Consider the following 23146-nt stretch of genomic DNA (forward strand, 5'->3'; position numbering starts at 1 on the left):
GACGATGCATCAGATGCCGTCCGAGTCGCTGCCGCACGCCCGGACGTTCATGGGCTGGCCACCGGCTCGCTCCGTCTGGGGCCGGGACACCCCGGCCGTGCGCGAGGACGTCGCCGCGCTGGCCCGGACGGTCGCGGACTACGAGCCCGTGGTGCTGCTCGCGGCACCCGGTGACGTCAAGGGGGCCCGTGCGGCGTGCGGCGGGGCGGTGGAGGTCGTCCCCGTGCCGGTGGACGACCTGTGGCTGCGCGACACGGGCCCGGTCTTCGTCACGGACCCCGCGGGAGCCGTCGCGGGCGTCGACTTCCGCTTCAACGGCTGGGGCGGCAAGCAGGCGCACTCCCGTGACGGCCTCGTCGCCCGGCGCGTGCTGGAGACGTCCGGCATCCCCCGCATCGAGGCGCCGGTCGTCGCGGAGGGCGGCTCGCTGGAGACCGACGGCGTCGGCACCCTCCTGGCCACCGAGAGTTCCCTCGTCAACGAGAACCGCAATCCGGGCCTGAGCCGCGACGACGTCGAAGCGGCCCTCACCGGCCTGCTCGGCATCCGCAAGGTGATCTGGCTGGAGGGCGTGCGGGGCGAGGACATCACCGACTGCCACGTGGACGCCCTGGCCCGCTTCGCGGGACCCGGCATGGTGCTCCTGAGCCGCCCGTCCGCGGCGGAGCCCGACGACGTCTGGAGCCGGGTGTACGCGCAGGCCCGTGCGGCCCTGGAGGCGGCCACCGACGCGGCCGGCCGACCGCTGGAGATCGTCGACCTGCCCGAGCCCGACCCGCGCGAACTGGGCGACCGCGGCCCCGACTTCCTCGGCAGCTACGTGAACTACTACGTCGCCAACGGCGTCGTCGTCATCCCCCGCTTCGGCGACCGCCGGGCCGACGAGGAGGCGGCGGCCCTCCTGGGCGCCCTGCACCCGGGGCGGGACGTCCGCGTCGTTCCGATCCCCGCCCTCGCCGGGGGCGGCGGTGGCATCCACTGCGCCACACAGCAGCAGCCCGCCGCCTGACCGGGTCAGGTGGCGGGCTGCCGCACGCACGGGAAGGGCTGGGGATCAGACGTTGAAGCCCAGTGCCCGGAGCTGCTCACGGCCCTCGTCCGTGATCTTGTCCGGGCCCCACGGCGGCATCCAGACCCAGTTGATGCGGAGCTCGTTGACGATGCCCTCGGTCGCCGACTTCGCCTGGTCCTCGATGACGTCGGTCAGCGGGCAGGCCGCGGACGTCAGCGTCATGTCGAGGGTGGCGATGTTGGCGTCGTCGATGTGGATGCCGTAGATCAGGCCGAGGTTGACGACGTCGATGCCCAGCTCGGGGTCGACCACGTCGTAGAGGGCCTCGCGGACCTCTTCCTCCGTGGCCGGCTTGGTGCCGGCCACCTCTGCTTTGTCGGTCATGCGGTCTTCCTCGCAGTATCGTCGGAGCCCTCGCCCAGTGCCTGGGCGGTCGCGTCCTTCCACGCCATCCAGCTCAGCAGAGCACACTTCACGCGCGCCGGGTACTTGGAGACGCCGGCGAACGCGACCGCGTCCTCCAGCACCTCCTCCATCGCGTCGTCCGGCTCGATCCTGCCCTTGGACTGCATCAGCTCCAGGAACGTCTCCTGGATCCGACGGGCCTCGCCGAGGTCCTTGCCGACCAGCAGCTCGTTGAGCACCGAGGCGCTCGCCTGGCTGATGGAGCAGCCCTGGCCCTCGTACGAGACGTCCTCGATGGTCTCACCGGACAGCCGCACGCGCAGGGTGATCTCGTCACCGCACGTGGGGTTGACGTGGTGCACCTCTGCGTCGCCGTCCCGCAAGCCCCGGCCGTGCGGGTGCTTGTAGTGGTCCAGGATGACGTCCTGGTACATCGAATCAAGCTTCACAGTCAGCCCTCGTCACCCGAAGAAGTTCCGTACGTGCTCCAGGCCCTCGACCAGCGCGTCGACCTCGCCGGGGGTGGAGTACAGGTAGAACGACGCCCGCGTGGTCGCAGGAATTCCGTAACGGAGGCAGACGGGGCGGGCGCAGTGGTGGCCCACCCGGACGGCGATGCCCTGCTCGTCGAGGACCTGGCCCACGTCGTGCGGGTGGATGTCGCCGAGCGTGAAGGAGACGGCGGCGCCGCGGTCCTCGGCCGTGGTGGGGCCGATGATGCGCAGGTCCGGGACCTCCTGGAGCCTGCGGATCGCGTACTCGGTGATCGCGTGCTCGTGGCGGGCGATGTTCTCCATGCCGATCGAGGTGAGGTAGTCCACCGCGGCGCCGAGGCCGACGGCCTGGGCGATCGGGGGCGTACCGGCCTCGAACTTGTGCGGCGCCGGGGCGTACGTGGAGGAGTGCATCGAGACGGTCTCGATCATCTCGCCGCCGCCGAGGAACGGCGGGAGGTCCTCCAGCAGCTCCTGGCGGCCCCACAGGACGCCGATGCCGTCGGGGCCGCACATCTTGTGGCCGGTGAAGGCCACGAAGTCGGCCTGGAGGGCCTGGACGTCCAGCGGCATGTGCGGGGCGGCCTGCGAGGCGTCGACGACGACGAGGGCGCCGACCTCCTGCGCACGGCGCACGATCGCCTCGACCGGGTTGAGCGTGCCCAGGATGTTGGAGACCAGCACGAACGAGACGACCTTGGTCTTCTCGGTGATGATCTCTTCGATGTTGGACAGGTCGAGCCGGCCGTCGTCGGTGAGGCCGAACCACTTCAGCTTCGCGCCCGAGCGCTGCGCGAGCAGCTGCCACGGCACGATGTTGGAGTGGTGCTCCATCTCCGTGATGACGATCTCGGTGTCGTGGTCGACCCGGTAGGGCTCGTCGGCCCAGGCGAGCATGTTGGCCACGAGGTTGAGCGACTCGGAGGCGTTCTTGGTGAAGATCACCTCGTCGCGGCTCGGGGCGTTGACGAAGGCGGCGACCTTGTCGCGGGCGCCCTCGTACAGCGCCGTGGCCTCCTCGGCGAGCACGTGCACGCCACGGTGGACGTTGGCGTTGTGCTGCTCGTAGTGCTCGTTGAGCACGTCGAGCACCTGGCGCGGCTTCTGGGAGGTCGCCGCGTTGTCCAGGTAGATGAGCTTCTTCCCGTCGTGGACCCTGCGGTCGAGGATCGGGAAGTCCTTGCGGATCGCGTCGGTGTCGAGGAGACCCGGCAGCAGTATGGTCACGCCGTTACGCCACCCTTCACATAAGCCTCGTAGCCCTCGGCCTCCAGCTTGTCGGCCAGCTCGGCGCCGCCGGACTCGACGACACGACCGTTGGCGAACACGTGCACGAAGTCGGGCTTGATGTAGCGCAGGATGCGCGTGTAGTGGGTGATCAGCAGGGTGCCGACCTCGCCGGTCTCGCGGACGCGGTTGACGCCCTCGGAGACGATGCGCAGGGCGTCGACGTCCAGGCCGGAGTCGGTCTCGTCGAGGATCGCGATCTTCGGCTTGAGGAGCTCCAGCTGGAGGATCTCGTGGCGCTTCTTCTCACCGCCGGAGAAGCCCTCGTTGACGTTGCGCTCGGCGAAGGCGGGGTCCATCTGCAGACGCGCCATGGCCTCCTTGACCTCCTTCACCCAGGTGCGCAGCTTGGGGGCCTCGCCGCGGACGGCGGTGGCGGAGGTGCGCAGGAAGTTGGAGACCGAGACGCCGGGGACCTCGACCGGGTACTGCATGGCGAGGAAGACGCCGGCGCGGGCGCGCTCGTCGACGGACATCTCCAGGACGTCCTCGCCGTCGAGGGTGACGGTGCCGCCGGTGATCGTGTACTTGGGGTGGCCGGCCAGCGAGTAGGCCAGGGTCGACTTGCCGGAGCCGTTGGGGCCCATGATGGCGTGGGTCTCGCCCTGCTTCACGGTCAGGTCGACGCCCTTGAGGATCTCCCGGGGGCCGTTCTCGGCCTCGACGGAGACGTGCAGGTCGTGGATCTCAAGCGTTGCCATGGGGAACTCAGGACTCCTGGGTGACGGAGACGAGCACGTCGTCCCCTTCGATCTTGACGGGGTATACGGGGACGGGGCGCGTGGCGGGCAGGCCGTCGGGCTTGCCGGTGCGGAGGTCGAAGCTGGAGCCGTGCAGCCAGCACTCGATGTGGCAGTCCTCCACCTCGCCCTCGGACAGCGAGACGTTCGCGTGCGAGCAGATGTCGTTGATCGCGAACACCTCCCCCTCGGTGCGGACGAGGGAGACGGGGGTGCCGTCGATCTCGACCCGCTTGGGGGTGTCCTCCTCCAGGTCGCTCAGGGCGGCCACCTTGACGAACTCGCTCATGCCAGGGACGCCTCCAGCTCGGCCTCGATCTTGGCGATGAGGCGCTCCTCCAGGTCGGGGATGCCGATCTGCTGCACGAGCTCGGCGAAGAAGCCGCGCACGACCAGCCGGCGGGCCTCGTCGGCGGGGATGCCGCGGGCCATCAGGTAGAAGAGCTGCTCGTCGTCGAAACGGCCGGTCGCCGAGGCGTGGCCGGCGCCGACGATCTCGCCGGTCTCGATCTCCAGGTTGGGGACCGAGTCGACGCGGGCGCCGTCGGTGAGGACGAGGTTGCGGTTGAGCTCGTAGGTGTCGGTGCCCTCGGCCGCCGCGCGGATGAGCACGTCACCGATCCACACGGCGTGCGCGTCCTTGCCCTGCAGCGCGCCCTTGTAGACGACGTTGCTGCGGCAGTGCGGGGTGTCGTGGTCGACGAGGAGGCGGTGCTCCTGGTGCTGGCCGTTGTCGGTGAAGTACAGGCCGTACAGCTCGGCCTCGCCGCCCGGGCCGGCGTAGACGACGCGCGGGTGGAGGCGGACCAGGTCGCCGCCGAGGGTGACGATCACGGACTTGAAGGTGGCGTCGCGGCCGACCAGCGCGGTGTGCTGGGCGGTGTGCACCGCGGTGTCGTCCCAGTCCTGGACGGAGACGACGGTGAGCTTGGCGCCGTCGCCGACGAGGTACTCGACGTTGGCGGCGAGCGTGGCGTCACCGGTGTGGTCGATGACCACGACGGCCTCGGAGAACGCGCCGATCTCGATGACCTGGTGGCCGAAGGCCACCCCGCCCACGCCCTGCACGCCGATGCGGACGGGCTCGGTGAGCACCGTGTCCTTGGGCACCGAGACGACCGAGGCCGTCTCGAAGGAGCTGAACGCCTGGGCGGCGACCCGGTCGACCGGCTTGCCGGCCTTGCCGAGCCGGGCGTCGTCGCGGCCGACGGTCTCCACGGTCACACCCTCGGGGGCGCTCACCTCGACCTTGACGCCGGCACCGTCGGCGACCGCCGTGCCGTCGTGCAGACCGCGGAGGCGCTCCAGCGGGGTGAACCGCCACTCCTCCTCGCGGCCGTGCGGCACGGGGAAGTCCGCCACGTCGTACGAGGCGGGTGCGCTGACCCGCGCGTCGATGGGCTGCTTCGGCCCGCCCACCTGGATGGCGCCGTCGGTCGTGCTGCCGGCGGGAGTGTTGTCAGCCATGGCTGTCGTCGTGCTCTCTTCCTGTCACAAAGGGTTCGCTGCGGATGGGGACGGTGGCCGGGTCAGCCGACCGCGCCTTCCATCTGCAGCTCGATCAGCCGGTTGAGCTCCAGCGCGTACTCCATCGGCAGCTCGCGCGCGATGGGCTCGACGAAGCCGCGGACGATCATCGCCATGGCCTCGTCCTCGGACAGACCGCGGCTCATCAGGTAGAAGAGCTGGTCGTCGCTGACCTTGGAGACGGTCGCCTCGTGGCCCATGGAGACGTCGTCCTCGCGGACGTCGACGTAGGGGTAGGTGTCCGACCGGGAGATGGTGTCCACCAGCAGGGCGTCGCAGAGCACGTTCGACTTGGAGCCGTGGGCACCCTCGCCGATCTCGATGAGGCCGCGGTAGGAGGTGCGGCCGCCGCCTCGCGCCACCGACTTGGAGACGATGTTGGAGGAGGTGTTGGGCGCCATGTGGACCATCTTGGCGCCGGCGTCCTGGTGCTGGCCCTCGCCGGAGAAGGCGATGGACAGGGTCTCGCCCTTGGCGTGCTCGCCCATCAGGTAGACGGCGGGGTACTTCATCGTCACCTTGGAGCCGATGTTGCCGTCGACCCACTCCATGGTCGCGCCCTCGTAGGCCACGGCGCGCTTGGTGACCAGGTTGTAGACGTTGTTCGACCAGTTCTGGATCGTCGTGTAGCGGCAGCGGCCGCCCTTCTTGACGATGATCTCCACGACGGCGCTGTGCAGCGAGTCGGAGGAGTAGATCGGGGCGGTGCAGCCCTCGACGTAGTGGACGTAGGCGTCCTCGTCGACGATGATCAGCGTCCGCTCGAACTGGCCCATGTTCTCCGTGTTGATACGGAAGTAAGCCTGCAGCGGGATGTCGACGTGGACACCCTTCGGGACGTAGATGAAGGAGCCGCCGGACCACACGGCGGAGTTCAGCGAGGCGAACTTGTTGTCGCCGACCGGGATCACCGTGCCGAAGTACTCCTGGAAGAGCTCGGGGTGCTCCTTCAGGGCGGTGTCGGTGTCCAGGAAGATGACGCCCTGCTCCTCCAGGTCCTCACGGATCTGGTGGTAGACGACCTCGGACTCGTACTGGGCGGCGACACCGGCGACGAGGCGCTGCTTCTCGGCCTCGGGGATGCCCAGCTTGTCGTAGGTGTTCTTGATGTCCTCCGGCAGGTCCTCCCAGGAAGCGGCCTGCTTCTCGGTGGAGCGCACGAAGTACTTGATGTTGTCGAAGTCGATGCCGGTGAGGTCGGAGCCCCAGGTCGGCATGGGCTTCTTCTCGAAGAGCTTCAGACCCTTCAGACGCAGCTTGAGCATCCACTCCGGCTCGGACTTCTTCGCCGAGATGTCGCGGACGACCTCCTCGGAGAGGCCGCGCTTGGCCGCGGCACCGGCCGCGTCGGAGTCGGCCCAGCCGTATTCGTACGTGCCCAGGCCCTCAAGCTCAGGGTGGGCAGTCTCCGTGGGGAGAGTCATGCGGGGTTCCTCCCGGCCGTGCTGGTGGATGCGGTGGTGGTCTTCTTGGGGATGAACGTCGTGCACACACCGTCACCGTGGGCGATGGTGGCGAGACGCTGCACATGCGTCCCGAGCAGGCGGGAGAAGACTTCCGTCTCCGCCTCGCACAGCTGCGGGAACTGCTCGGCGACATGGGCGACCGGGCAGTGGTGCTGGCAAAGCTGTTCGCCGACCGGCGCGCTACGCGCCGTAGCAGCGTACCCGTCCGCGGTCAATGCCCGGGCGAGGGCCTCCGCGCGGTCCTCCGGCGGGACGGCCGCCAGGGCCTCGCGGTACCCCTCGGCCTGTGCGGCCATCCGGGCACGGGCGAAGGCCGCGACCGCGGCGTCGCCCATCTCGCCGCCGCCCGCGGACTGGGCGATCCAGCGCAGGGCGTCCCGGGCGAGCTGGTCGTACGCCTGGTCGAAGGCGTCCCGGCCGCAGTCGGTCAGGGCGAACACCTTGGCGGGGCGGCCTCGGGACCGGGCGCCGTAGACACGCTTCTCGCGGGGCTCGACGACACCCTCGGCGACGAGGGCGTCGAGGTGGCGGCGGACGGCCGCCTGGGTCAGCTCCAGGCGCTCGGCCAGCTCGGCGGCGGTGGACGGGCCGTGGTCGAGGATGGACCGGGCGACGCGGTTGCGGGTGCCGAGCAGCTCGTCGTGACCTGCGGGTACGCGCGGCCCCGACCCGGCGGCCGGCTCGGCCACGGGGCCCTGTGGAGCTTCGCCCGCGTATTTCACAACACCATTGTTGCGTAATTACCGGAGGCGCGACAAGCGCGAACGGATCACGGAACGGTGGCTTTGATCACTTAGGGTCACCTAACCCTGACCCCGGCGGGCCGCGCGCACCCCCGCACTTCGTACACTTCCGGGCATGCATGCAGAGCCCGCGGTCGCAGTCCACGGCCTGGTCAAACGGTACGGGCCGAAAGCCGCGGTCGACGGCCTCGACCTGACGGTGGCGGCCGGCGGCGTGACCGCCGTCCTCGGCCCCAACGGAGCCGGCAAGACCACCACCATCGAGACCTGCGAGGGCTACCGCCGCCCCGACGCCGGGACCGTCCGCGTCCTCGGGCTCGACCCCCTCGCCGACTCCGCCGCGCTGCGCCCGCGCATCGGCGTGATGCTGCAGAGCGGCGGCATCTACGCCGGCGCCCGCGCCGAGGAGATGCTCCGCCACACGGCGTCCCTGCACGCGCACCCGCTGGACGTCGGTGCGCTGATCGAGCGACTGGGCCTCGGCGACTGCGGCCGTACGAGCTACCGGCGGCTGTCCGGCGGGCAGCAGCAGCGCCTCTCGCTCGCCATGGCCGTCGTCGGCCGCCCCGAGCTGGTCTTCCTCGACGAGCCGACCGCGGGCCTGGACCCGCAGGCCCGGCACGCCACCTGGGCGCTGGTGCGCGAGCTGCGCGCGGACGGCGTGACGGTGGTGCTGACCACGCACTACATGGACGAGGCCGAACAGCTGGCCGACGACGTCGCCATCATCGACGGCGGCCGGGTCGTCGCCCAGGGCAGCCCCGAGGAGCTGTGCCGGGGCGGCGCCGAGAACACCCTGCGCTTCGGCGGCCGGCCCGGCCTGGACCTGGCCTCGCTCGTCAAGGCCCTGCCCGACGGCTCCACCGCCGCCGAGCCGGCCCCCGGCTCGTACCGCGTCAACGGCGCGGTCGATCCGCAGCTGCTCGCGACGGTGACGTCGTGGTGCGCGCAGAACGGCGTCATGCCCGACCGCATAACGGTCGAGCGGCACACGCTGGAGGACGTCTTTCTGGAGCTGACCGGCAAGGAGCTGCGCGCATGAGCGGGTACACACGGACCGGCCGGGGGCCCGGGGGTTGCCCCCCGGAGGACTGCAGCCTGGAGCTGACCGGCAAGGAGCTGCGCGCATGAGCGGGTACACACGGACCGGCCGGGGGCCCGGGGGTTGCCCCCCGGAGGGCTGCAGCCTGGAGCCGACCGGCAAGGAGCTGCGCGCATGACCGCCACCGGTACCTTCGCGCCGAAGCCCGGTGCGGCCCCCCTCGGCCGGATGATCCGGGCGCAGGCCGCGCTGGAGACCCGCATGCTGCTGCGCAACGGCGAGCAGCTGCTGCTCACCGTGGTCATCCCCACCCTCCTGCTGACGCTCTTCAGCACCGTCGACATCATCGACACGGGCGACGACAAGGCCGTCGACTTCCTGACCCCCGGCGTGCTGGCGCTGGCGGTGATGTCGACGGCGTTCACCGGGCAGGCCATCGCCACCGGCTTCGAGCGCCGCTACGGCGTGCTCAAGCGGCTGGGCGCCTCCCCGCTGCCGCGCTGGGCGCTGATGACCGCGAAGACCTGCTCGGTGCTGGTCACCGAGGTCCTGCAGATCGTGCTGCTGACCGTGATCGCCTTCGCGCTCGGCTGGTCGCCGCACGGCAACCCGTTCGCCGTCGTCCTGCTGCTGGTCCTGGGCACGGCCGCGTTCTCCGGGCTGGGTCTGCTGATGGCCGGCACGCTCCGGGCGGAGGCGACGCTGGCCGCGGCCAACCTCGTCTTCCTGCTCCTGCTCGTCGGCGGCGGCGTCATCGTGCCGCTGGAGAAGTTCCCCGAAGCGGCCCGGTCGGTGCTGGAGCTGCTGCCCATCGCGGCGCTCTCCGACGGCCTGCGGGACGTCCTCCGCGACGGCGCGGCCATGCCCTGGGCCGACCTCGGCGTCCTGGCCGCGTGGGCCGCACTGGGGCTGGGCGCGGCGGCCCGGTTCTTCCGCTGGGAGTGATCACGCCCGTTCAGCCCCGGGCAATCCGCCACACACCCCCCTCGTGAATCCGTGCACAAGCGGGCCCTTACGATGGCTCCCGTGCCCAGAACGCTGAACCCCCTCCAGATGGTCGCCGACCGCTGGCAGCCCTCCGCCCGCTTCGTCGAGCGGGCCGCGCTGGCCTGCGTCGTCATGGCCGTGGTCATCGTCGTGACAGGCGGCGCGGTCCGGCTCACCCAGTCCGGGCTCGGCTGCCCCACGTGGCCCACGTGCACGGAGGACAGCCTGACGCCCACGCCGGCCATGGGCATCAACGGCGTCATCGAGTTCACCAACCGCATGCTGACGTACGTGCTGTGCGCGGTCATCGGCCTGACGATCGTCGCGGCCCGTTCGGCGGTCCCCCGCCGCCACAGCCTCACCCGGCTGGGCTGGGCGCAGTTCTGGATCGTCATGGGCAACGCCGTGGTCGGCGGCATCACGGTGCTGACGGGCCTCAACCCGTACATCGTCAGCGCCCACTTCCTGCTGTCGACCGCGCTGCTGACGGTCGCGGTGGTGATGTGGCAGCGCTCCCGCGAGGGGGACGCCGGGCCGCGCGACCTGGTGGCCGTGCCGGTGCGCCAGCTGACCTGGGTGCTGGTCGTCACGAGCGCCCTGCTGATCGTGATCGGCACCGTGGTGACCGGCTCCGGCCGGCACGCGGGCGACGCCGCCAAGGACGTGCACCGCATCCCGCTGAACTGGCGGGAGATCACCCAGCTGCACGTCGACTTCGTCTACGTCGTCATCGGCCTCACCGTGGCCCTGTGGTTCGTGCTGCGGGCCGTGAACGCGCCCGCCGCCCCGCGCCGCCGCACGGCCGAGCTGTTCGCCGTGCTGATGCTCCAGGGCCTCGTCGGCTACGTGCAGTACTTCAACGACTCGCCCGAGTTCGTCGTCGGCACCCACATGTTCGGTTCCTGCCTGGTGTGGATCGCGGTGCTGCGGGTCTTCCTGGCGCTGCGCGAGCGGGGCGAGGCGGCGACCGTGCCCGCCCCCTCGGCCGGGCACGAGGCGCCCGCGGCCGATCAGCCCGCGGCGGCGTCGAGCCGGTAGACCCTGCGGGCGGTGCCGGCGGCCACCAGCGAGGCGATCCGCCCCGCCTCGGCGGCCCGGCACCAGCCGTCGGCGACCCAGTCGCCCATGAGCCGTTCCATGGCCCGTACGAACAGCCGGGCGGCCACCACGTAGAGCTCCGCCAGCCCGCGGGCGCCCGTGGAGAACAGCAGCTTGCCGAACGGTGCCTCGCGCAGCGTCTCCTCCGGCCGGGCGCCGACGTCCGCGTAGACGTGCGGGAAGGCGGCGGCCAGCTGGGCCGCCTGCCGGCGGTGCCAGGGGTCGGGCAGCAGCACCAGGTCCACGCCGCTGCTCGCGGTGGCCCGCAGGAAGCCCGTCAGCCGCTGCGGGTCGGGGCAGTGCAACTGGACGGGCAGGCCCGTGGCGACCGCGCTCCACGCCAGGTGCTGGGCGAGCAGCGGATCGGCCGGCCCTTCACCCGGGCGGCGCAATCGCAGCCAGCGTCCCGCCGCCTCGCGTACCTCGGCGGCCGCGGGCGGGGTGTCGTCGCAGGAGGTGGCGCCGGAGGCGAAGGCCGTGGCGGTGCGGGCGGCCGTGTAGAGCGCTTCGGCCGCGCAGGCGAGGAAGGCGTCCGGGCCGGCGGAGGTGTCGGCGATCCGTGCGGCGAGCGGTTCGAGCCGTACGACCTCGTGGGCGCGGCCGTCGGCGGCGCGGGCCAGCTCGGCCGGTGAGGTGAGGTCTCCGGGTGCGCCCGCCTCCAGCAGGAAGGTGCCGATGCCGGCGCCCCGCAGCAGCAGGTGTCCCGCGCGGTAGGCGCCCAGCTCGCGGCGCCTGGCCAGGTAGCGGACGGGGGCGCAGAGCGGTTCGAGGCCGAGCAGGGGCGGGCACCAGCGGCGCACCGCCAGGCCCGCGCGGCTGTCGAAGAAGGTGGTGCCGGGCGGTGCGGGCCCGGTGGACCCGGCGGCCTCGGCGAGGTGCGTCTCGAACTCCCCGAGCCCGAGGTCGCCGTGGACGGCGCCGTGGCTGTACTGGTCGACGAGCGGCGGTATGTCATCGATCAGGCCGTCCATGCGTCCCTCCCTCGCCGGTCCCCACCGCGCGGCGCCGTGGCGCCGCTCCCGGTGGTTCTAACGGGCGAGGGGGCCGTCAGTTATCGGCGGGGTTGGCGGGGCCGCCGAGCTGCAGGCCGGCCATGCGGGACCACTCGTAGGGGCCCGTGCGGACCTTGGCGGCCATTTCGCCGTCGAAGTCTTCCTGGAGGGTGATGCCGGCGAGCTCGGCGGCCTGCTGCGCGGTCGCGTGGGAGCGGGCCACGAGGTTGCCCCACTCGCCGTTGGCGCCGACGAGGGCGATGCGGGTGGTGCCGCGGCCGATGTGGGCGAGCTGGCCCTCCGCGCTGCCGCCGTGGCTCTTGGCGAAGGCGGTGATCTGCTTGGCCAGCCGGGCCGCCTGCTTGGGGTCGGCCGCTGCCTGCTTGTTGTCTGCGTCTGCCATGGCCAGGATGCTACCGACGAGTAGCCGAAACGGCGATGGGCGGTGCGGGTGGCTTTGGCCACCTGCACCGCCCATCCGACGGCGTGTGCGTCAGCGCAGGAACGGGTCGATCGCGACGGCGGTGAACAGCAGCGAGACGTAGGTGATCGACCAGTGGAACAGGCGCATCTCCTTGAGCTTGGCGCCCGTGATGCCGGCCTTGGCGCGGGCCTGCAGGGCGTGCGCCTCCTTCAGCCACAGTGCGCCGCACACCACGGCGACGAGCGTGTAGAACCAGCCCGTGTAGCCCAGCGGCGTGAGCAGCAGCGAGACGGCGACCATCACCCAGCTGTAGAGGACGATCTGCTTGGCCACGGCCTTGTTGCCGGCCACGACGGGCAGCATGGGCACGCCCACGCGCTCGTAGTCGTCCTTGACCTTCATCGACAGCGGCCAGTAGTGCGGCGGCGTCCAGAAGAAGATGACGAGGAAGAGGATCAGGGAGGCCCAGGAGACCTCGTTCTTCACCGCGGACCAGCCGATGATGACCGGCAGGCAGCCGGCGATGCCGCCCCAGACGATGTTCTGGGCGGTACGGCGCTTGAGGATCATCGTGTAGACGACGGTGTAGAACACCGACGCACCGAGCGACAGCATCGCCGACAGGGGGTTGACCAGATACCAGAACCAGACGGTCGAGCCGACGGTCAGCACGCTGGCGAAGACCAGGCACTCGGCCGGGGAGACCATGCCCGTCACCAGTGGACGCTGGGACGTACGGTCCATCATCGCGTCGATGTCACGGTCGTAGTACATGTTGAACGCACCCGCACCACCGGCGGAGAGGTAACCGCCGATGCAGGTGGCCAGCACCAGCCACAGGTCGGGGACGCCCTCGGCCGCGAGGAACATCACCGGCACCGTCGTCATCAGCAGCAGCTCGATGACGCGCGGCTTGGTCAGCGCCACGAACGCCTTGACACGGGCCCCGAGCGGCCGGTGACCCGGGACCGGGCTCTCGGTGAGCACCCCCGCAGGACGGGATTCGACGGCCGTCACGCACACCCCTGACAGAGATAAGGCCAGCAAGCGCATCCGGGCGGGAATCCCGGGTAAAGGCTTGCGCGTACCACGCCACTCTAGACGCAGGGGTGAGCTCGGCCTCCGCCGGGGTGGGGTCGTGTTGAGGGCCCGGCGCCGCCGGATCGTACGGCGCGTAACCCGACAGAACGGTCGCGTTCGAGAGGCGCCCGGGCCCGTCGCCCGGCAGGCTGGAGTCATGGCCGTCACGCCGTGGCGGGAATCTTTTATATACGGATGAGGTTGCCGGGGCCGCCCACTCAAATGAGAGGCATGGAGCCCGACTGTACGTCGAAAAAATGCGCGTCCCAGCGGGGGTAGGCTCGACCGCGCCGCGTCGTGGCGGGCAATACCGCCCCCGGCAGATTGAACATGTGGAGAGGAGCCCTGATCCGAGGGTGAGCACCAAGCCGACCACCACAGACCTCGAATGGACCGAACTGGACCAGCGGGCCGTCGATACCGCCCGCGTCCTGGCCATGGACTCCGTGCAGAAGGTCGGCAACGGCCATCCGGGCACGGCCATGAGCCTGGCGCCCGCCGCCTACCTGCTGTTCCAGAAGCTGATGCGGCACGACCCCAGTGACGCCGACTGGACCGGCCGCGACCGGTTCGTCCTCTCCCCCGGTCACACGAGCCTGACCCTCTACGTCCAGCTCTTCATGGCCGGCTACGGCCTGGAGCTGTCGGACCTGAAGGCGTTCCGCACCTGGGACAGCAAGACCCCGGGCCACCCGGAGCACGGTCACACCCGCGGCGTGGAGACCACCACCGGCCCGCTGGGCCAGGGCATCGCCAACGCCGTGGGCATGGCGATGGCCGCCCGCTACGAGCGCGGCCTGTTCGACCCGGAGGCCCCGAAGGGCGAGTCGCCGTTCGACCACACCATCTGGGCGATCGTCTCCGACGGCGACCTGGAGGAGGGCATCTCGGCCGAGGCGTCCTCGCTGGCCGGCCACCAGAAGCTCGGCAACATCGTCGCCCTGTACGACGACAACCACATCTCGATCGAGGGCGACACCGAGACCGCCTTCTCCGAGGACGTCCTCAAGCGCTACGAGGCGTACGGCTGGCACGTCCAGCGCATCGAGCAGGCCGCCAACGGCGACTTCGACGTCCAGGCGCTGCACGCGGCGTTCCAGGCCGCCAAGGCCGAGACCGAGCGCCCCTCGATCATCGCGGCCCGCACGATCATCGCCTGGCCGGCCCCGAACGCGCAGAACACCGAGGCTTCGCACGGCTCGGCGCTCGGCGAGGCCGAGGTCGCCGCCACCAAGCGCGTGATGGGCTTCGACCCCGAGCAGCACTTCCAGGTCGAGGACGAGGTCTTCACCCACGTCCGCAAGGTCGTCGACCGCGGCCGCGAGGCGCACGCCGCCTGGGACAAGCGCATCCAGGAGTGGCGCGAGGCCAACCCGGAGCGCGCCGCCGAGTTCGACCGCATCGCCGCGGGCGAGCTGCCCGACGGCTGGGAGAAGGCCGTCCCGGTCTTCCCGGCCGGCAAGGACGTCGCGACCCGCAAGGCGTCCGGCGAGGTCCTCAAGGCGCTGGGCGGCGTGATCCCCGAGCTGTGGGGCGGCTCCGCCGACCTCGCCGGCTCGAACAACACCACCATCGACGCGTCGTCGTCCTTCCTCCCGGAGGGCAACCCGCTGCCGGAGGCGAACCCGTACGGCCGTACGGTCCACTTCGGCATCCGCGAGCACGCCATGGGTTCGACCATGAACGGCATCGCGCTGCACGGCAACACCCGCATCTACGGCGGCACCTTCCTGGTGTTCTCCGACTACATGCGCCCGGCCGTGCGCCTGGCCGCGCTGATGAAGCTGCCGGTCACCTACGTGTGGACGCACGACTCCATCGGTCTCGGCGAGGACGGCCCGACCCACCAGCCGGTCGAGCACATGGCCGCGCTGCGCGCCATCCCGGGCCTGAACATGGTCCGCCCGGCCGACGCCAACGAGACGGCGATCGCCTGGCGCGAGATCACCAAGCGCCACACCACCAACCCGGCGCCGCACGGTCTGGCACTCACCCGCCAGAACGTCCCGACGTACGAGGCCAACGAGGGCGTGGCCAAGGGCGGCTACGTGCTGTTCGAGGCCGAGGGCGGCCGCCCGCAGGTGATCCTGATCGGCACCGGCTCCGAGGTCCAGCTGGCCGTCGAGGCCCGCGACGCGCTCCAGGCCGAGGGCATCCCGACCCGCGTGGTCTCGATGCCGTCCGTGGAGTGGTTCGAGGAGCAGGACCAGGCGTACCGCGACGGCGTGCTGCTGCCGGACGTCAAGGCCCGTGTGGCCGTCGAGGCGGGCATCGGCCTGACCTGGCACCGCTACGTCGGCGAGGCCGGCCGCATCGTCTCGCTGGAGCACTTCGGCGCCTCCGCCGACTACAAGGTGCTCTACCGCGAGTTCGGCCTGACCACCGACGCCGTGGTCGAGGCCGCGCGCGAGTCGATCGCCGACGCCGGCCGCCGCTGACGCCCCGCATACAACCAGTAGGAGATGCAAACCCCATGACAGACGCACTCAAGCGCCTCTCCGACGAAGGCGTCGCGATCTGGCTGGACGACCTGTCCCGCAAGCGCATCACGTCGGGCAACCTGGCCGAGCTCATCGACCAGAGCCACGTCGTGGGCGTCACGACCAACCCGTCGATCTTCCAGAAGGCGATCTCCAGCGGTGAGGGCTACGAGCAGCAGCTCGCCGACCTCGCCGCCCGCAAGGTCACCGTCGACGAGGCCATCCGCATGATCACCACGGCGGACGTCCGCGACGCCGCCGACATCCTGCGCCCGGTCTTCGATGCGACCGACGGCCAGGACGGCCGGGTCTCCATCGAGGTCGACCCGCGCCTGGCGCACGACACCCGGGCCACGGTCGCCGAGGCCAAGCAGCTGGCCTGGCTGGTGGACCGCCCGAACACCCTCATCAAGATCCCGGCGACCAAGGCGGGCCTGCCGGCCATCGCCGACGTCATCGGCCGGGGCATCAGCGTCAACGTCACGCTGATCTTCTCCCTTGAGCGCTACCGCGCGGTCATGGACGCCTACCTGACCGGTCTGGAGCAGGCCAAGGCCGCGGGCCTGGACCTCTCGCTGATCCACTCGGTCGCGTCCTTCTTCGTGTCCCGCGTGGACACCGAGATCGACAAGCGCCTGGACGCGCTGGGCACCGACGAGGCCAAGGCGCTGCGCGGCAAGGCCGCCCTCGCCAACGCCCGTCTGGCCTACCAGGCGTACGAGGAGGTCTTCTCCTCGGACCGCTGGGCCGCCCTGGAGAAGGCCGGCGCCAACAAGCAGCGTGCGCTGTGGGCCTCGACCGGCGTCAAGGACCCGGCCTACAAGGACACCCTGTACGTGGACGACCTGGTCGCCCCGAACACGGTCAACACCATGCCCGAGGCCACCCTGGAGGCCACCGCCGACCACGGGCAGATCACCGGTGACACGGTGCGCGGTACCTACGAGCAGGCCAAGGCCGAGCTCGACGCGCTCGCCAAGCTGGGCGTCTCCTACGACGAGGTCGTCCAGCTGCTGGAGGACGAGGGCGTGGACAAGTTCGAGCAGTCGTGGAACGACCTTCTGAAGTCCACTGAGGCGGAGCTCAAGCGCCTCGCCCCGGAGGCGTGAATTGAGCAGCAGCAATCCGCTGCGTGACGCTCTGGACCGACGGCTCCCGCGCATCGCGGGGCCGTCGGGCCTGGTCATCTTTGGCGTCACGGGCGATTTGTCCAGGAAAAAGCTGATGCCGGCGGTGTACGACCTGGCCAACCGGGGTCTGCTGCCGCCGGGCTTCTCCCTGATCGGCTTCGCGCGGCGCTCGTGGGCCGACGAGGACTTCGCGCACGAGGTGTACACCGCGGTCAAGCAGCACGCGCGCACCCCGTTCCGCGAGGAGGTCTGGCAGCAGCTGGTCCAGGGCTGCCGCTTCGTCGAGGGCGACTTCGACGACGACGAAGCCTTCGACACGCTCAAGAAGACCATCGAGGAGCTGGACAAGGCACAGGGCACGGGCGGCAACTTCGCCTTCTACCTGTCGGTGCCGCCCAAGTTCTTCCCCACGGTGGTCCAGCAGCTCAAGAAGCACGGGCTGGCCGAGCAGAAGGAGGACTCCTGGCGGCGTGCCGTCATCGAGAAGCCCTTCGGCCACGACCTGAAGAGCGCCCAGGAGCTCAACCGGATCGTCCACGAGGTCTTCCCGGCCGAGGCGGTCTTCCGCATCGACCACTACCTCGGCAAGGAGACGGTCCAGAACATCCTGGCGCTGCGCTTCGCCAACACCCTCTTCGAGCCGATCTGGAACCGGTCCTACGTCGACCACGTGCAGATCACCATGGCCGAGGACATCGGCATCGGCGGCCGCGCCGGTTACTACGACGGCATCGGCGCCGCCCGTGACGTCATCCAGAACCACCTGCTGCAGCTGCTGGCGCTGACCGCCATGGAGGAGCCCGCCTCCTTCGACGCGGACGCGCTCGTCGCCGAGAAGACCAAGGTGCTGGGCGCCGTCCGGCTGCCCAAGGACCTCGGCAAGGAGACCGTGCGCGCCCAGTACGCGCACGGCTGGCAGGGTGGCGAGCAGGTCGTCGGCTACCTGGAGGAAGAGGGCATCGACCCCCACTCCAAGACCGACACCTACGCCGCGATCAAGCTGGAGATCGACAACCGCCGCTGGGCGGGCGTCCCCTTCTACCTGCGCACCGGCAAGCGCCTCGGCCGCCGCGTCACCGAGATCGCGGTCGTCTTCCAGCGCGCCCCGCACTCGCCCTTCGACCACACCGCCACCGAGGAGCTGGGGCAGAACGCCCTGGTCATCCGGGTGCAGCCGGACGAGGGCGTCACCATGCGGTTCGGCTCGAAGGTGCCGGGCACCTCGATGGAGGTCCGGGACGTCTCGATGGACTTCGCCTACGGCGAGTCGTTCACCGAGTCCAGCCCCGAGGCGTACGAGCGGCTCATCCTCGACGTGCTGCTCGGTGACGCCAACCTCTTCCCGCGGCTGCGGGAGGTGGAGCTCTCCTGGGAGATCCTCGACCCGATCGAGGAGTACTGGGACAAGCACGGCAAGCCCGCACAGTACACGGCCGGCACCTGGGGTCCGGCAGAGGCGGACGAGATGCTCGCACGAGACGGACGGAGCTGGCGTCGGCCATGAAGATCGATCTCACGGACACCACGGCCAGCAAGATCAACAATGCCCTGGTCGAAGGGCGCCGCGCACTGGGCGCCCCCGCCGTCGGCATGGTGCTCACGCTGGTCATCGTCACCGACGAGGAGCACGCCTACGACGCGCTCAAGGCCGCCAACGAGGCGTCCCGCGAGCACCCCTCGCGCAAGCTCGTCGTCATCAAGCGGGTCAGCCGCTCGCCGCGCGACCGCGCCCAGGCCCGGCTCGACGCCGAGGTCCGGGTGGGCGCCGACGCCGGCGCCGGCGAGACGGTCGTCCTGCGGCTGTACGGCGAGGTCATAGACCACGCCCAGTCGGTGGTGCTGCCGCTGCTGCTGCCGGACGCCCCCGTGGTCGTGTGGTGGCCGGTGGCCTCCCCCATCGACCCGGAGAAGGACCCGCTCGGTGCGCTCGGCCAGCGCCGCGTCACCGACACCTACGCCGCCGAGGACCCGGTCACCGAGCTCTCGGCCCGCGCCGCCAGCTACACCCCGGGCGACACCGACCTGGCCTGGGCCCGGATCACCCCGTGGCGCTCGATGCTGGCGGCCGCCCTGGACCAGCAGCCGGGCATCGAGGTCACCGCGGCCGAGGTCGAGGGCGAGGCGTACAACCCCAGCGCCGAGCTGCTCGCCATGTGGCTCGCCGACCGCCTGGGGGTCACGGCCCGGCGCTCGGTCTCCGACGGCCCCGGCCTGACGGCCGTCCGCCTGGAGACCACGTCCGGCGTCATCACCCTCGACCGCCCCGACGGCTCCCTGGCCACGCTCTCCATGCGCGGCCAGCCGGACCGCGCGGTGGCGCTCAAGCGACGCGACACCTCCGAGCTCCTCGCGGAGGAGCTGCGCCGGCTGGACCCGGACCTCATCTACGAGTCCGCGCTGAAGTACGGCGTGGAGCGACTGGGCGAGCCGGTGCCGGCGGCGCCGGCCGCCGGCGGGACGAAGGCCCCTGCGGAGGCCCCCGCCGAGGAGCCCGTCACCGAGGAGCCCGTCGCCGAGGCCCCCGCCAAGGAGGCCCCGGCGAAGAAGCCCTCCGGCAAGAAGGCGGCGTCGAAGTGAGCACGCCTCAGATCGTCGTCCACCGGGACAAGGAGCTGATGGCCCGGGCCGCGGCGGCCCGGCTCATCACGAAGATCGTGGACGCCCAGACCGCACGCGGCTCGGCCTCCGTCGTCCTCACCGGCGGCCGCAACGGCAACGGGCTGCTCGCGGCCCTCGCCGCGGCGCCCGCCCGGGACGCGGTGGACTGGTCTCGCCTCGACCTGTGGTGGGGCGACGAGCGGTTCCTCCCCGAGGGCGACCCCGAGCGCAACGCCACGCAGGCCCGCGAGGCGTTGCTCGACGCGGTCGACCTGGACCCGGCCCGGGTGCACTACATGCCCGCGGCCGACGGCACGCACGACGACGCGGACGCGGCGGCGGAGTCCTACGCGGCCGAACTGGCCGCCGCGGCCCGTCCTGAGGACCACGGCCCGGTGCCGTCCTTCGACGTCCTGCTGCTGGGCGTCGGCCCCGACACGCACGTCGCCTCGCTCTTCCCGGAGCTCCCGGGCGTCCGCGAGACCGAGCGCACGGTCGTCGGCGTCCATGGCGCCCCGAAGCCGCCGCCGACCAGGGTCTCCCTGACCCTGCCGGCGATCCGGGCGGCGCGCGAGGTGTGGCTGCTGGCGGCCGGCGAGGACAAGGCCAACGCCGTGGCGCTCGCGCTGAGCGGTGCGGGTGAGGTGCAGGCCCCGGCGGCGGGCGCGTACGGCCGCAGCCGCACGCTGTGGCTCCTGGACCAGTCCGCGGCGGCCCGCCTGCCGCGGGACCTGTATCCGCCGGCTTCGCCCTGACGGCAAGCCATACGCATGGGGCGGGGATTCTTCCCCGCCCCGCCCTTTCGCCGTTTCCCGGGGCTCTGCCCCGGACCCCGGTCCTCAAACGCCGGACGGGCTGGATTTCCAGCCCGTCTGGGGGCACCTCCCAGCGGTAGCTGGGGGAGTTTGAGGACACCGCGCGAAGCGCGGTCGGGGGTCCGGGGCTTGCCCCCCGGTTTCGGGAAGGGGCGGGTAGGGGAAAGCCCACCGCCCCGGCGCGCGGCTAGCGCCCCCGCAGCTCGCGGTACCGCGCAACGAGCGCAGCGGTCGACGCGTCGAGACCCGGCACGTCCGCACCCTCCGTCAGCGCCGGCTCCACCCGCTTCGCCAGGACCTTCCCCAGCTCGACCCCCCACTGGTCGAAGGAGTCGATGTTCCAGATCGCCCCCTGCACGAACACCTTGTGCTCGTACAGCGCGATCAGCTGACCGAGCACCGACGGCGTCAGCTCACTGGCGAGGATCGTCGTCGTCGGGTGGTTCCCCCGGAACGTCTTGTGCGGGACGAGCTCCGCCGGGACGCCCTCCGCCGCGACCTCCTCCGGGGTCTTGCCGAAGGCCAGCGCCTGCCCCTGGGCGAAGAGGTTCGCCATCAGCAGGTCGTGCTGGCCCTGCAGCCCGGGCAGCAGGTCCGCGACGGGTCGCGCGAAGCCCAGCAGGTCCGCGGGGATCAGCTTCGTGCCCTGGTGGATCAACTGGTAGTACGCGTGCTGCCCGTTGGTGCCGGGCGTGCCCCACACCACCGGACCGGTCTCCCAGCCGACGGGCCGTCCCTCGCGGTCCACGGACTTGCCGTTGGACTCCATGTCCAGCTGCTGCAGGTAGGCGGTGAACTTCGACAGGTAGTGGCTGTAGGGCAGCACCGCGTGCGACTGCGCGCCGTGGAAGTTGCCGTACCAGATGCCCAGCAGTCCGAGCAGCACCGGCGCGTTCTCCTCGAAGGGCGCGGTGCGGAAGTGCTCGTCGACGAGGTGGAAGCCGGCCAGCATCTCGCGGAAGCCGTCCGGGCCGATGGCGAGCATCAGGGAGAGGCCGATGGCCGAGTCGAAGGAGTAGCGGCCGCCGACCCAGTCCCAGAACTCGAACATGTTGGCGGTGTCGATGCCGAACTCGGAGACCTTCTCCTCGTTGGTGGACAGCGCCACGAAGTGCTTGGCCACGGCCTCCTCGCCGGCCCGCAGCTCCGTCAGGAGCCAGTTGCGGGCGGAGGTGGCGTTGGTGATGGTCTCGATGGTGGTGAACGTCTTCGAGGCGACGATGAACAGCGTCTCCTCGGCGTCCAGGTCGCGCAGCGCCTCGTGCAGGTCCGCGCCGTCCACGTTGGAGACGAAACGGAACGTCAGGTCACGGGCGGTGTAGGCGCGCAGCACCTCGTAGGCCATGGCGGGGCCGAGGTCGGAGCCGCCGATGCCGATGTTGACGACGTTCTTGATGGGCTTTCCGGTGTGACCCTTCCAGTCACCCGAACGGATGCGGTCGCAGAAGACCTGCATCTTCATCAGAACGGCGTGCACGGCGGGGACGACGTTCTCCCCGTCCACCTCGACGACGGCCGACTCCGGGGCGCGCAGGGCGGTGTGCAGCACCGCACGGCCCTCGGTGGTGTTGATCTTCTCGCCCCGGAACATCGCGTCCCGCAGCCCGGCGACACCGGCCGCGGTGGCCAGTTCGCGCAGCAGGCGCAGGGTCTCGTCGGTGACGAGGTGCTTGGAGTAGTCGAGGTGCAGGTCGCCCACGGTCAGGGCGTACTTCCCGGCCCGGTCGGGGTCGTCGGCGAAGAGCTCGCGCAGGTGCACCTCCCCCAGTTCGTCGCGGTGCTTGGCCAGGGCGTTCCACTCGGGAGTCCGGTCGAGCCGGTTGCGGCCTTCTGCGTTCATCTCGGACATCAGCCCTTTTCTCCTTGGTAGCTGCCTCGCACAACCAAACCTAAATGATCGAAGCGGCCCGGCCGCACACCTGGTGTGGTGTGCGGCCGGGCCGCTTCGGATTCGGTACCGCTGCTCAGATCTCCCCGCGGAGCTTGGCGAGCGCCTCGGCGAGGATGGCCTCGCCGTCGGCGTCGCTGCGCCGCTCACGGACGTAGGCGAGGTGCGTCTTGTAGGGCTCGGTGCGGGGCGGGTCCGGCGGGTTGTCCCGGTCCTGACCGGCCGGGAAGCCGCAACGCGGGCAGTCCCAGGTGTCCGGCACCTGTGCGTCGCTGGCGAAGCTCGGCTGCGTCTCGTGCCCGTTCGAGCACCAGAAGGAGATGCGGAGGCGTGGGGCTGATTCGCCCCGCTCGGCCTCCCCCATCGGCCCCGCCCCGACCCGGCTTCCTCGGATCGCGTTGCCACTTGCCACGGTCGTAACTCCCTGCGTGATGGTGCTGCACTGTGCCGGATTGAGCGGCTGCGCCGCGGGGCGGACAGTCGGCTCCGCTGCGGGCGCCCCAGTCTACGTAAGGCCCAACGCGCGTCCAGTGGCAGGAGTTACAGCCCGCCCATAAGAACGCGAGCTCCATCATAGGCCGCTGATACGACAGTACGTCAGCTGTCGAGCTTCATCAGCAGGCCCAGCACCACGATGCAGGCGAACCACAGCAGACCGATCACGATGGTGATCCGGTCGAGGTTGCGCTCGGCGACCGAGGAGCCGCCGACGGAGGACTGCATGCCGCCGCCGAACATGTCGGACAGACCGCCGCCCTTCCCCTTGTGCATGAGCACCAGCATCATCATCAGCAGGCTGAAGACGATGAGGGCGATCGAGAACCCGATGACCACGGCTGGACCAACTCTCTCGGACTGACTCGGATGGACAATGCTGCGGGGCCGGGGGGCGCGTTTGCGCCGGTCCCGGCCCCGACAGGGTACGACGGAGAGCCTCC

Annotated in this window: 23 protein-coding genes; 9 read left to right on the plus strand and 14 right to left on the minus strand. The window is 70.8% G+C overall.

The window, feature by feature from the left end; genetic code table 11:
• The first annotated feature begins 4 nt into the window (after nucleotides 1–4).
• Complete coding sequence (locus LE181_RS05855; RefSeq protein WP_225660065.1) at nucleotides 5–1009, plus strand: agmatine deiminase family protein; 1005 nt, start codon at nucleotides 5–7, stop codon at nucleotides 1007–1009.
• 45 nt (nucleotides 1010–1054) lie between these two features.
• Here the strand turns inward: LE181_RS05855 and LE181_RS05860 are convergent, their stop codons facing one another.
• The 8 genes from LE181_RS05860 to LE181_RS05895 form a co-directional block, all read right to left on the minus strand.
• A complete protein-coding gene (locus LE181_RS05860; protein ID WP_225660066.1) occupies nucleotides 1055–1396 on the minus strand; it encodes a metal-sulfur cluster assembly factor in 342 nt (113 codons plus the stop codon).
• A complete protein-coding gene (gene sufU, locus LE181_RS05865) occupies nucleotides 1393–1866 on the minus strand; it encodes a Fe-S cluster assembly sulfur transfer protein SufU (RefSeq protein ID WP_225660067.1) in 474 nt (157 codons plus the stop codon). Before sufU ends, LE181_RS05860 begins: the two co-directional genes overlap by 4 nt.
• Nucleotides 1867–1878: 12 nt before the next feature.
• Nucleotides 1879–3132 (minus strand): cysteine desulfurase, encoded by a 1254-nt coding sequence (locus LE181_RS05870; protein ID WP_225660135.1) that lies wholly within the window; start codon nucleotides 3130–3132, stop codon nucleotides 1879–1881.
• Nucleotides 3133–3134: 2 nt separating this feature from the next.
• Nucleotides 3135–3899: a Fe-S cluster assembly ATPase SufC gene (sufC, locus tag LE181_RS05875; protein WP_225660068.1), complete on the minus strand. Its 765-nt coding sequence runs from the start codon at nucleotides 3897–3899 to the stop codon at nucleotides 3135–3137.
• Between the two features lie 7 nt (nucleotides 3900–3906).
• On the minus strand, nucleotides 3907–4227 hold the full coding sequence (locus LE181_RS05880) for a non-heme iron oxygenase ferredoxin subunit (RefSeq protein WP_225660069.1): 321 nt from the start codon (nucleotides 4225–4227) through the stop codon (nucleotides 3907–3909).
• Entirely contained in the window at nucleotides 4224–5405 is a 1182-nt protein-coding gene (sufD, locus tag LE181_RS05885) for a Fe-S cluster assembly protein SufD (RefSeq protein ID WP_225660070.1), read from the minus strand. The genes LE181_RS05880 and sufD overlap by 4 nt, the downstream gene beginning before the upstream one ends.
• A gap of 62 nt (nucleotides 5406–5467) precedes the next feature.
• Entirely contained in the window at nucleotides 5468–6889 is a 1422-nt protein-coding gene (gene sufB / locus LE181_RS05890) for a Fe-S cluster assembly protein SufB (protein WP_190110867.1), read from the minus strand.
• A complete protein-coding gene (locus LE181_RS05895; protein ID WP_372458255.1) occupies nucleotides 6886–7653 on the minus strand; it encodes a helix-turn-helix transcriptional regulator in 768 nt (255 codons plus the stop codon). Before LE181_RS05895 ends, sufB begins: the two co-directional genes overlap by 4 nt.
• 136 nt (nucleotides 7654–7789) lie before the next feature.
• On the opposite strand from LE181_RS05895, the gene LE181_RS05900 reads away from it, so the two are divergent.
• The 3 genes from LE181_RS05900 (at nucleotide 7790) to LE181_RS05910 (ending at nucleotide 10741) form a co-directional block, all read left to right on the plus strand.
• On the plus strand, nucleotides 7790–8716 hold the full coding sequence (locus LE181_RS05900) for an ABC transporter ATP-binding protein (RefSeq protein WP_225660072.1): 927 nt from the start codon (nucleotides 7790–7792) through the stop codon (nucleotides 8714–8716).
• A 174-nt stretch (nucleotides 8717–8890) separates the two neighbouring features.
• Nucleotides 8891–9661 carry an ABC transporter permease gene (locus tag LE181_RS05905; protein WP_225660073.1) on the plus strand — a complete coding sequence of 257 codons (771 nt, stop codon included), beginning with the start codon at nucleotides 8891–8893 and terminating at the stop codon, nucleotides 9659–9661.
• Between the two features lie 81 nt (nucleotides 9662–9742).
• Nucleotides 9743–10741 carry a COX15/CtaA family protein gene (locus LE181_RS05910; protein ID WP_225660074.1) on the plus strand — a complete coding sequence of 333 codons (999 nt, stop codon included), beginning with the start codon at nucleotides 9743–9745 and terminating at the stop codon, nucleotides 10739–10741.
• Here the strand turns inward: LE181_RS05910 and LE181_RS05915 are convergent.
• From LE181_RS05915 to LE181_RS05925, 3 genes are all read right to left on the minus strand, one after another.
• A complete protein-coding gene (locus tag LE181_RS05915; RefSeq protein WP_263868494.1) occupies nucleotides 10714–11772 on the minus strand; it encodes an amidohydrolase in 1059 nt (352 codons plus the stop codon). The two genes, LE181_RS05910 and LE181_RS05915, sit on opposite strands and share 28 nt — an antisense overlap.
• 76 nt (nucleotides 11773–11848) lie before the next feature.
• On the minus strand, nucleotides 11849–12196 hold the full coding sequence (locus LE181_RS05920; RefSeq protein WP_225660075.1) for a hypothetical protein: 348 nt from the start codon (nucleotides 12194–12196) through the stop codon (nucleotides 11849–11851).
• Nucleotides 12197–12286: 90 nt separating this feature from the next.
• Nucleotides 12287–13234 (minus strand): heme o synthase, encoded by a 948-nt coding sequence (locus LE181_RS05925; protein WP_225660076.1) that lies wholly within the window; start codon nucleotides 13232–13234, stop codon nucleotides 12287–12289.
• A gap of 419 nt (nucleotides 13235–13653) precedes the next feature.
• On the opposite strand from LE181_RS05925, the gene tkt reads away from it, so the two are divergent.
• Genes tkt through pgl form a run of 5 tightly spaced genes read left to right on the plus strand, consistent with a single transcriptional unit; the run spans nucleotide 13654 to nucleotide 20260 of the window.
• Entirely contained in the window at nucleotides 13654–15735 is a 2082-nt protein-coding gene (tkt, locus tag LE181_RS05930; RefSeq protein ID WP_225660077.1) for a transketolase, read from the plus strand.
• A 35-nt stretch (nucleotides 15736–15770) separates the two neighbouring features.
• The gene (gene tal, locus LE181_RS05935; protein WP_225660078.1) at nucleotides 15771–16886 is read left to right on the plus strand and encodes a transaldolase; all 1116 of its coding nucleotides are present in this window, start codon (nucleotides 15771–15773) and stop codon (nucleotides 16884–16886) included.
• Between the two features lies 1 nt (nucleotide 16887).
• Nucleotides 16888–18411: a glucose-6-phosphate dehydrogenase gene (gene zwf, locus LE181_RS05940; protein WP_225660079.1), complete on the plus strand. Its 1524-nt coding sequence runs from the start codon at nucleotides 16888–16890 to the stop codon at nucleotides 18409–18411.
• Complete coding sequence (gene opcA, locus LE181_RS05945) at nucleotides 18408–19484, plus strand: glucose-6-phosphate dehydrogenase assembly protein OpcA (RefSeq protein ID WP_225660080.1); 1077 nt, start codon at nucleotides 18408–18410, stop codon at nucleotides 19482–19484. The genes zwf and opcA overlap by 4 nt, the downstream gene beginning before the upstream one ends.
• A complete protein-coding gene (gene pgl, locus LE181_RS05950) occupies nucleotides 19481–20260 on the plus strand; it encodes a 6-phosphogluconolactonase (RefSeq protein ID WP_225660081.1) in 780 nt (259 codons plus the stop codon). Before opcA ends, pgl begins: the two co-directional genes overlap by 4 nt.
• A gap of 247 nt (nucleotides 20261–20507) precedes the next feature.
• Here pgl and pgi read toward each other — a convergent pair whose 3' ends face one another.
• From pgi to secG, 3 genes are all read right to left on the minus strand, one after another.
• Nucleotides 20508–22160, minus strand: coding sequence for a glucose-6-phosphate isomerase (pgi, locus tag LE181_RS05955; RefSeq protein WP_225660137.1), 1653 nt, complete (start codon nucleotides 22158–22160; stop codon nucleotides 20508–20510).
• A gap of 124 nt (nucleotides 22161–22284) precedes the next feature.
• Nucleotides 22285–22572, minus strand: a complete 288-nt coding sequence (locus LE181_RS05960; protein WP_004002138.1) for an RNA polymerase-binding protein RbpA — start codon at nucleotides 22570–22572, stop codon at nucleotides 22285–22287.
• Nucleotides 22573–22805: 233 nt separating this feature from the next.
• On the minus strand, nucleotides 22806–23042 hold the full coding sequence (gene secG, locus LE181_RS05965; RefSeq protein ID WP_225660082.1) for a preprotein translocase subunit SecG: 237 nt from the start codon (nucleotides 23040–23042) through the stop codon (nucleotides 22806–22808).
• Between the last annotated feature and the right edge of the window lie 104 nt (nucleotides 23043–23146).

Origin of the sequence: Streptomyces sichuanensis, from assembly GCF_020328095.1 — a bacterium.
GTDB lineage: Bacteria > Actinomycetota > Actinomycetes > Streptomycetales > Streptomycetaceae > Streptomyces > Streptomyces cinnamoneus.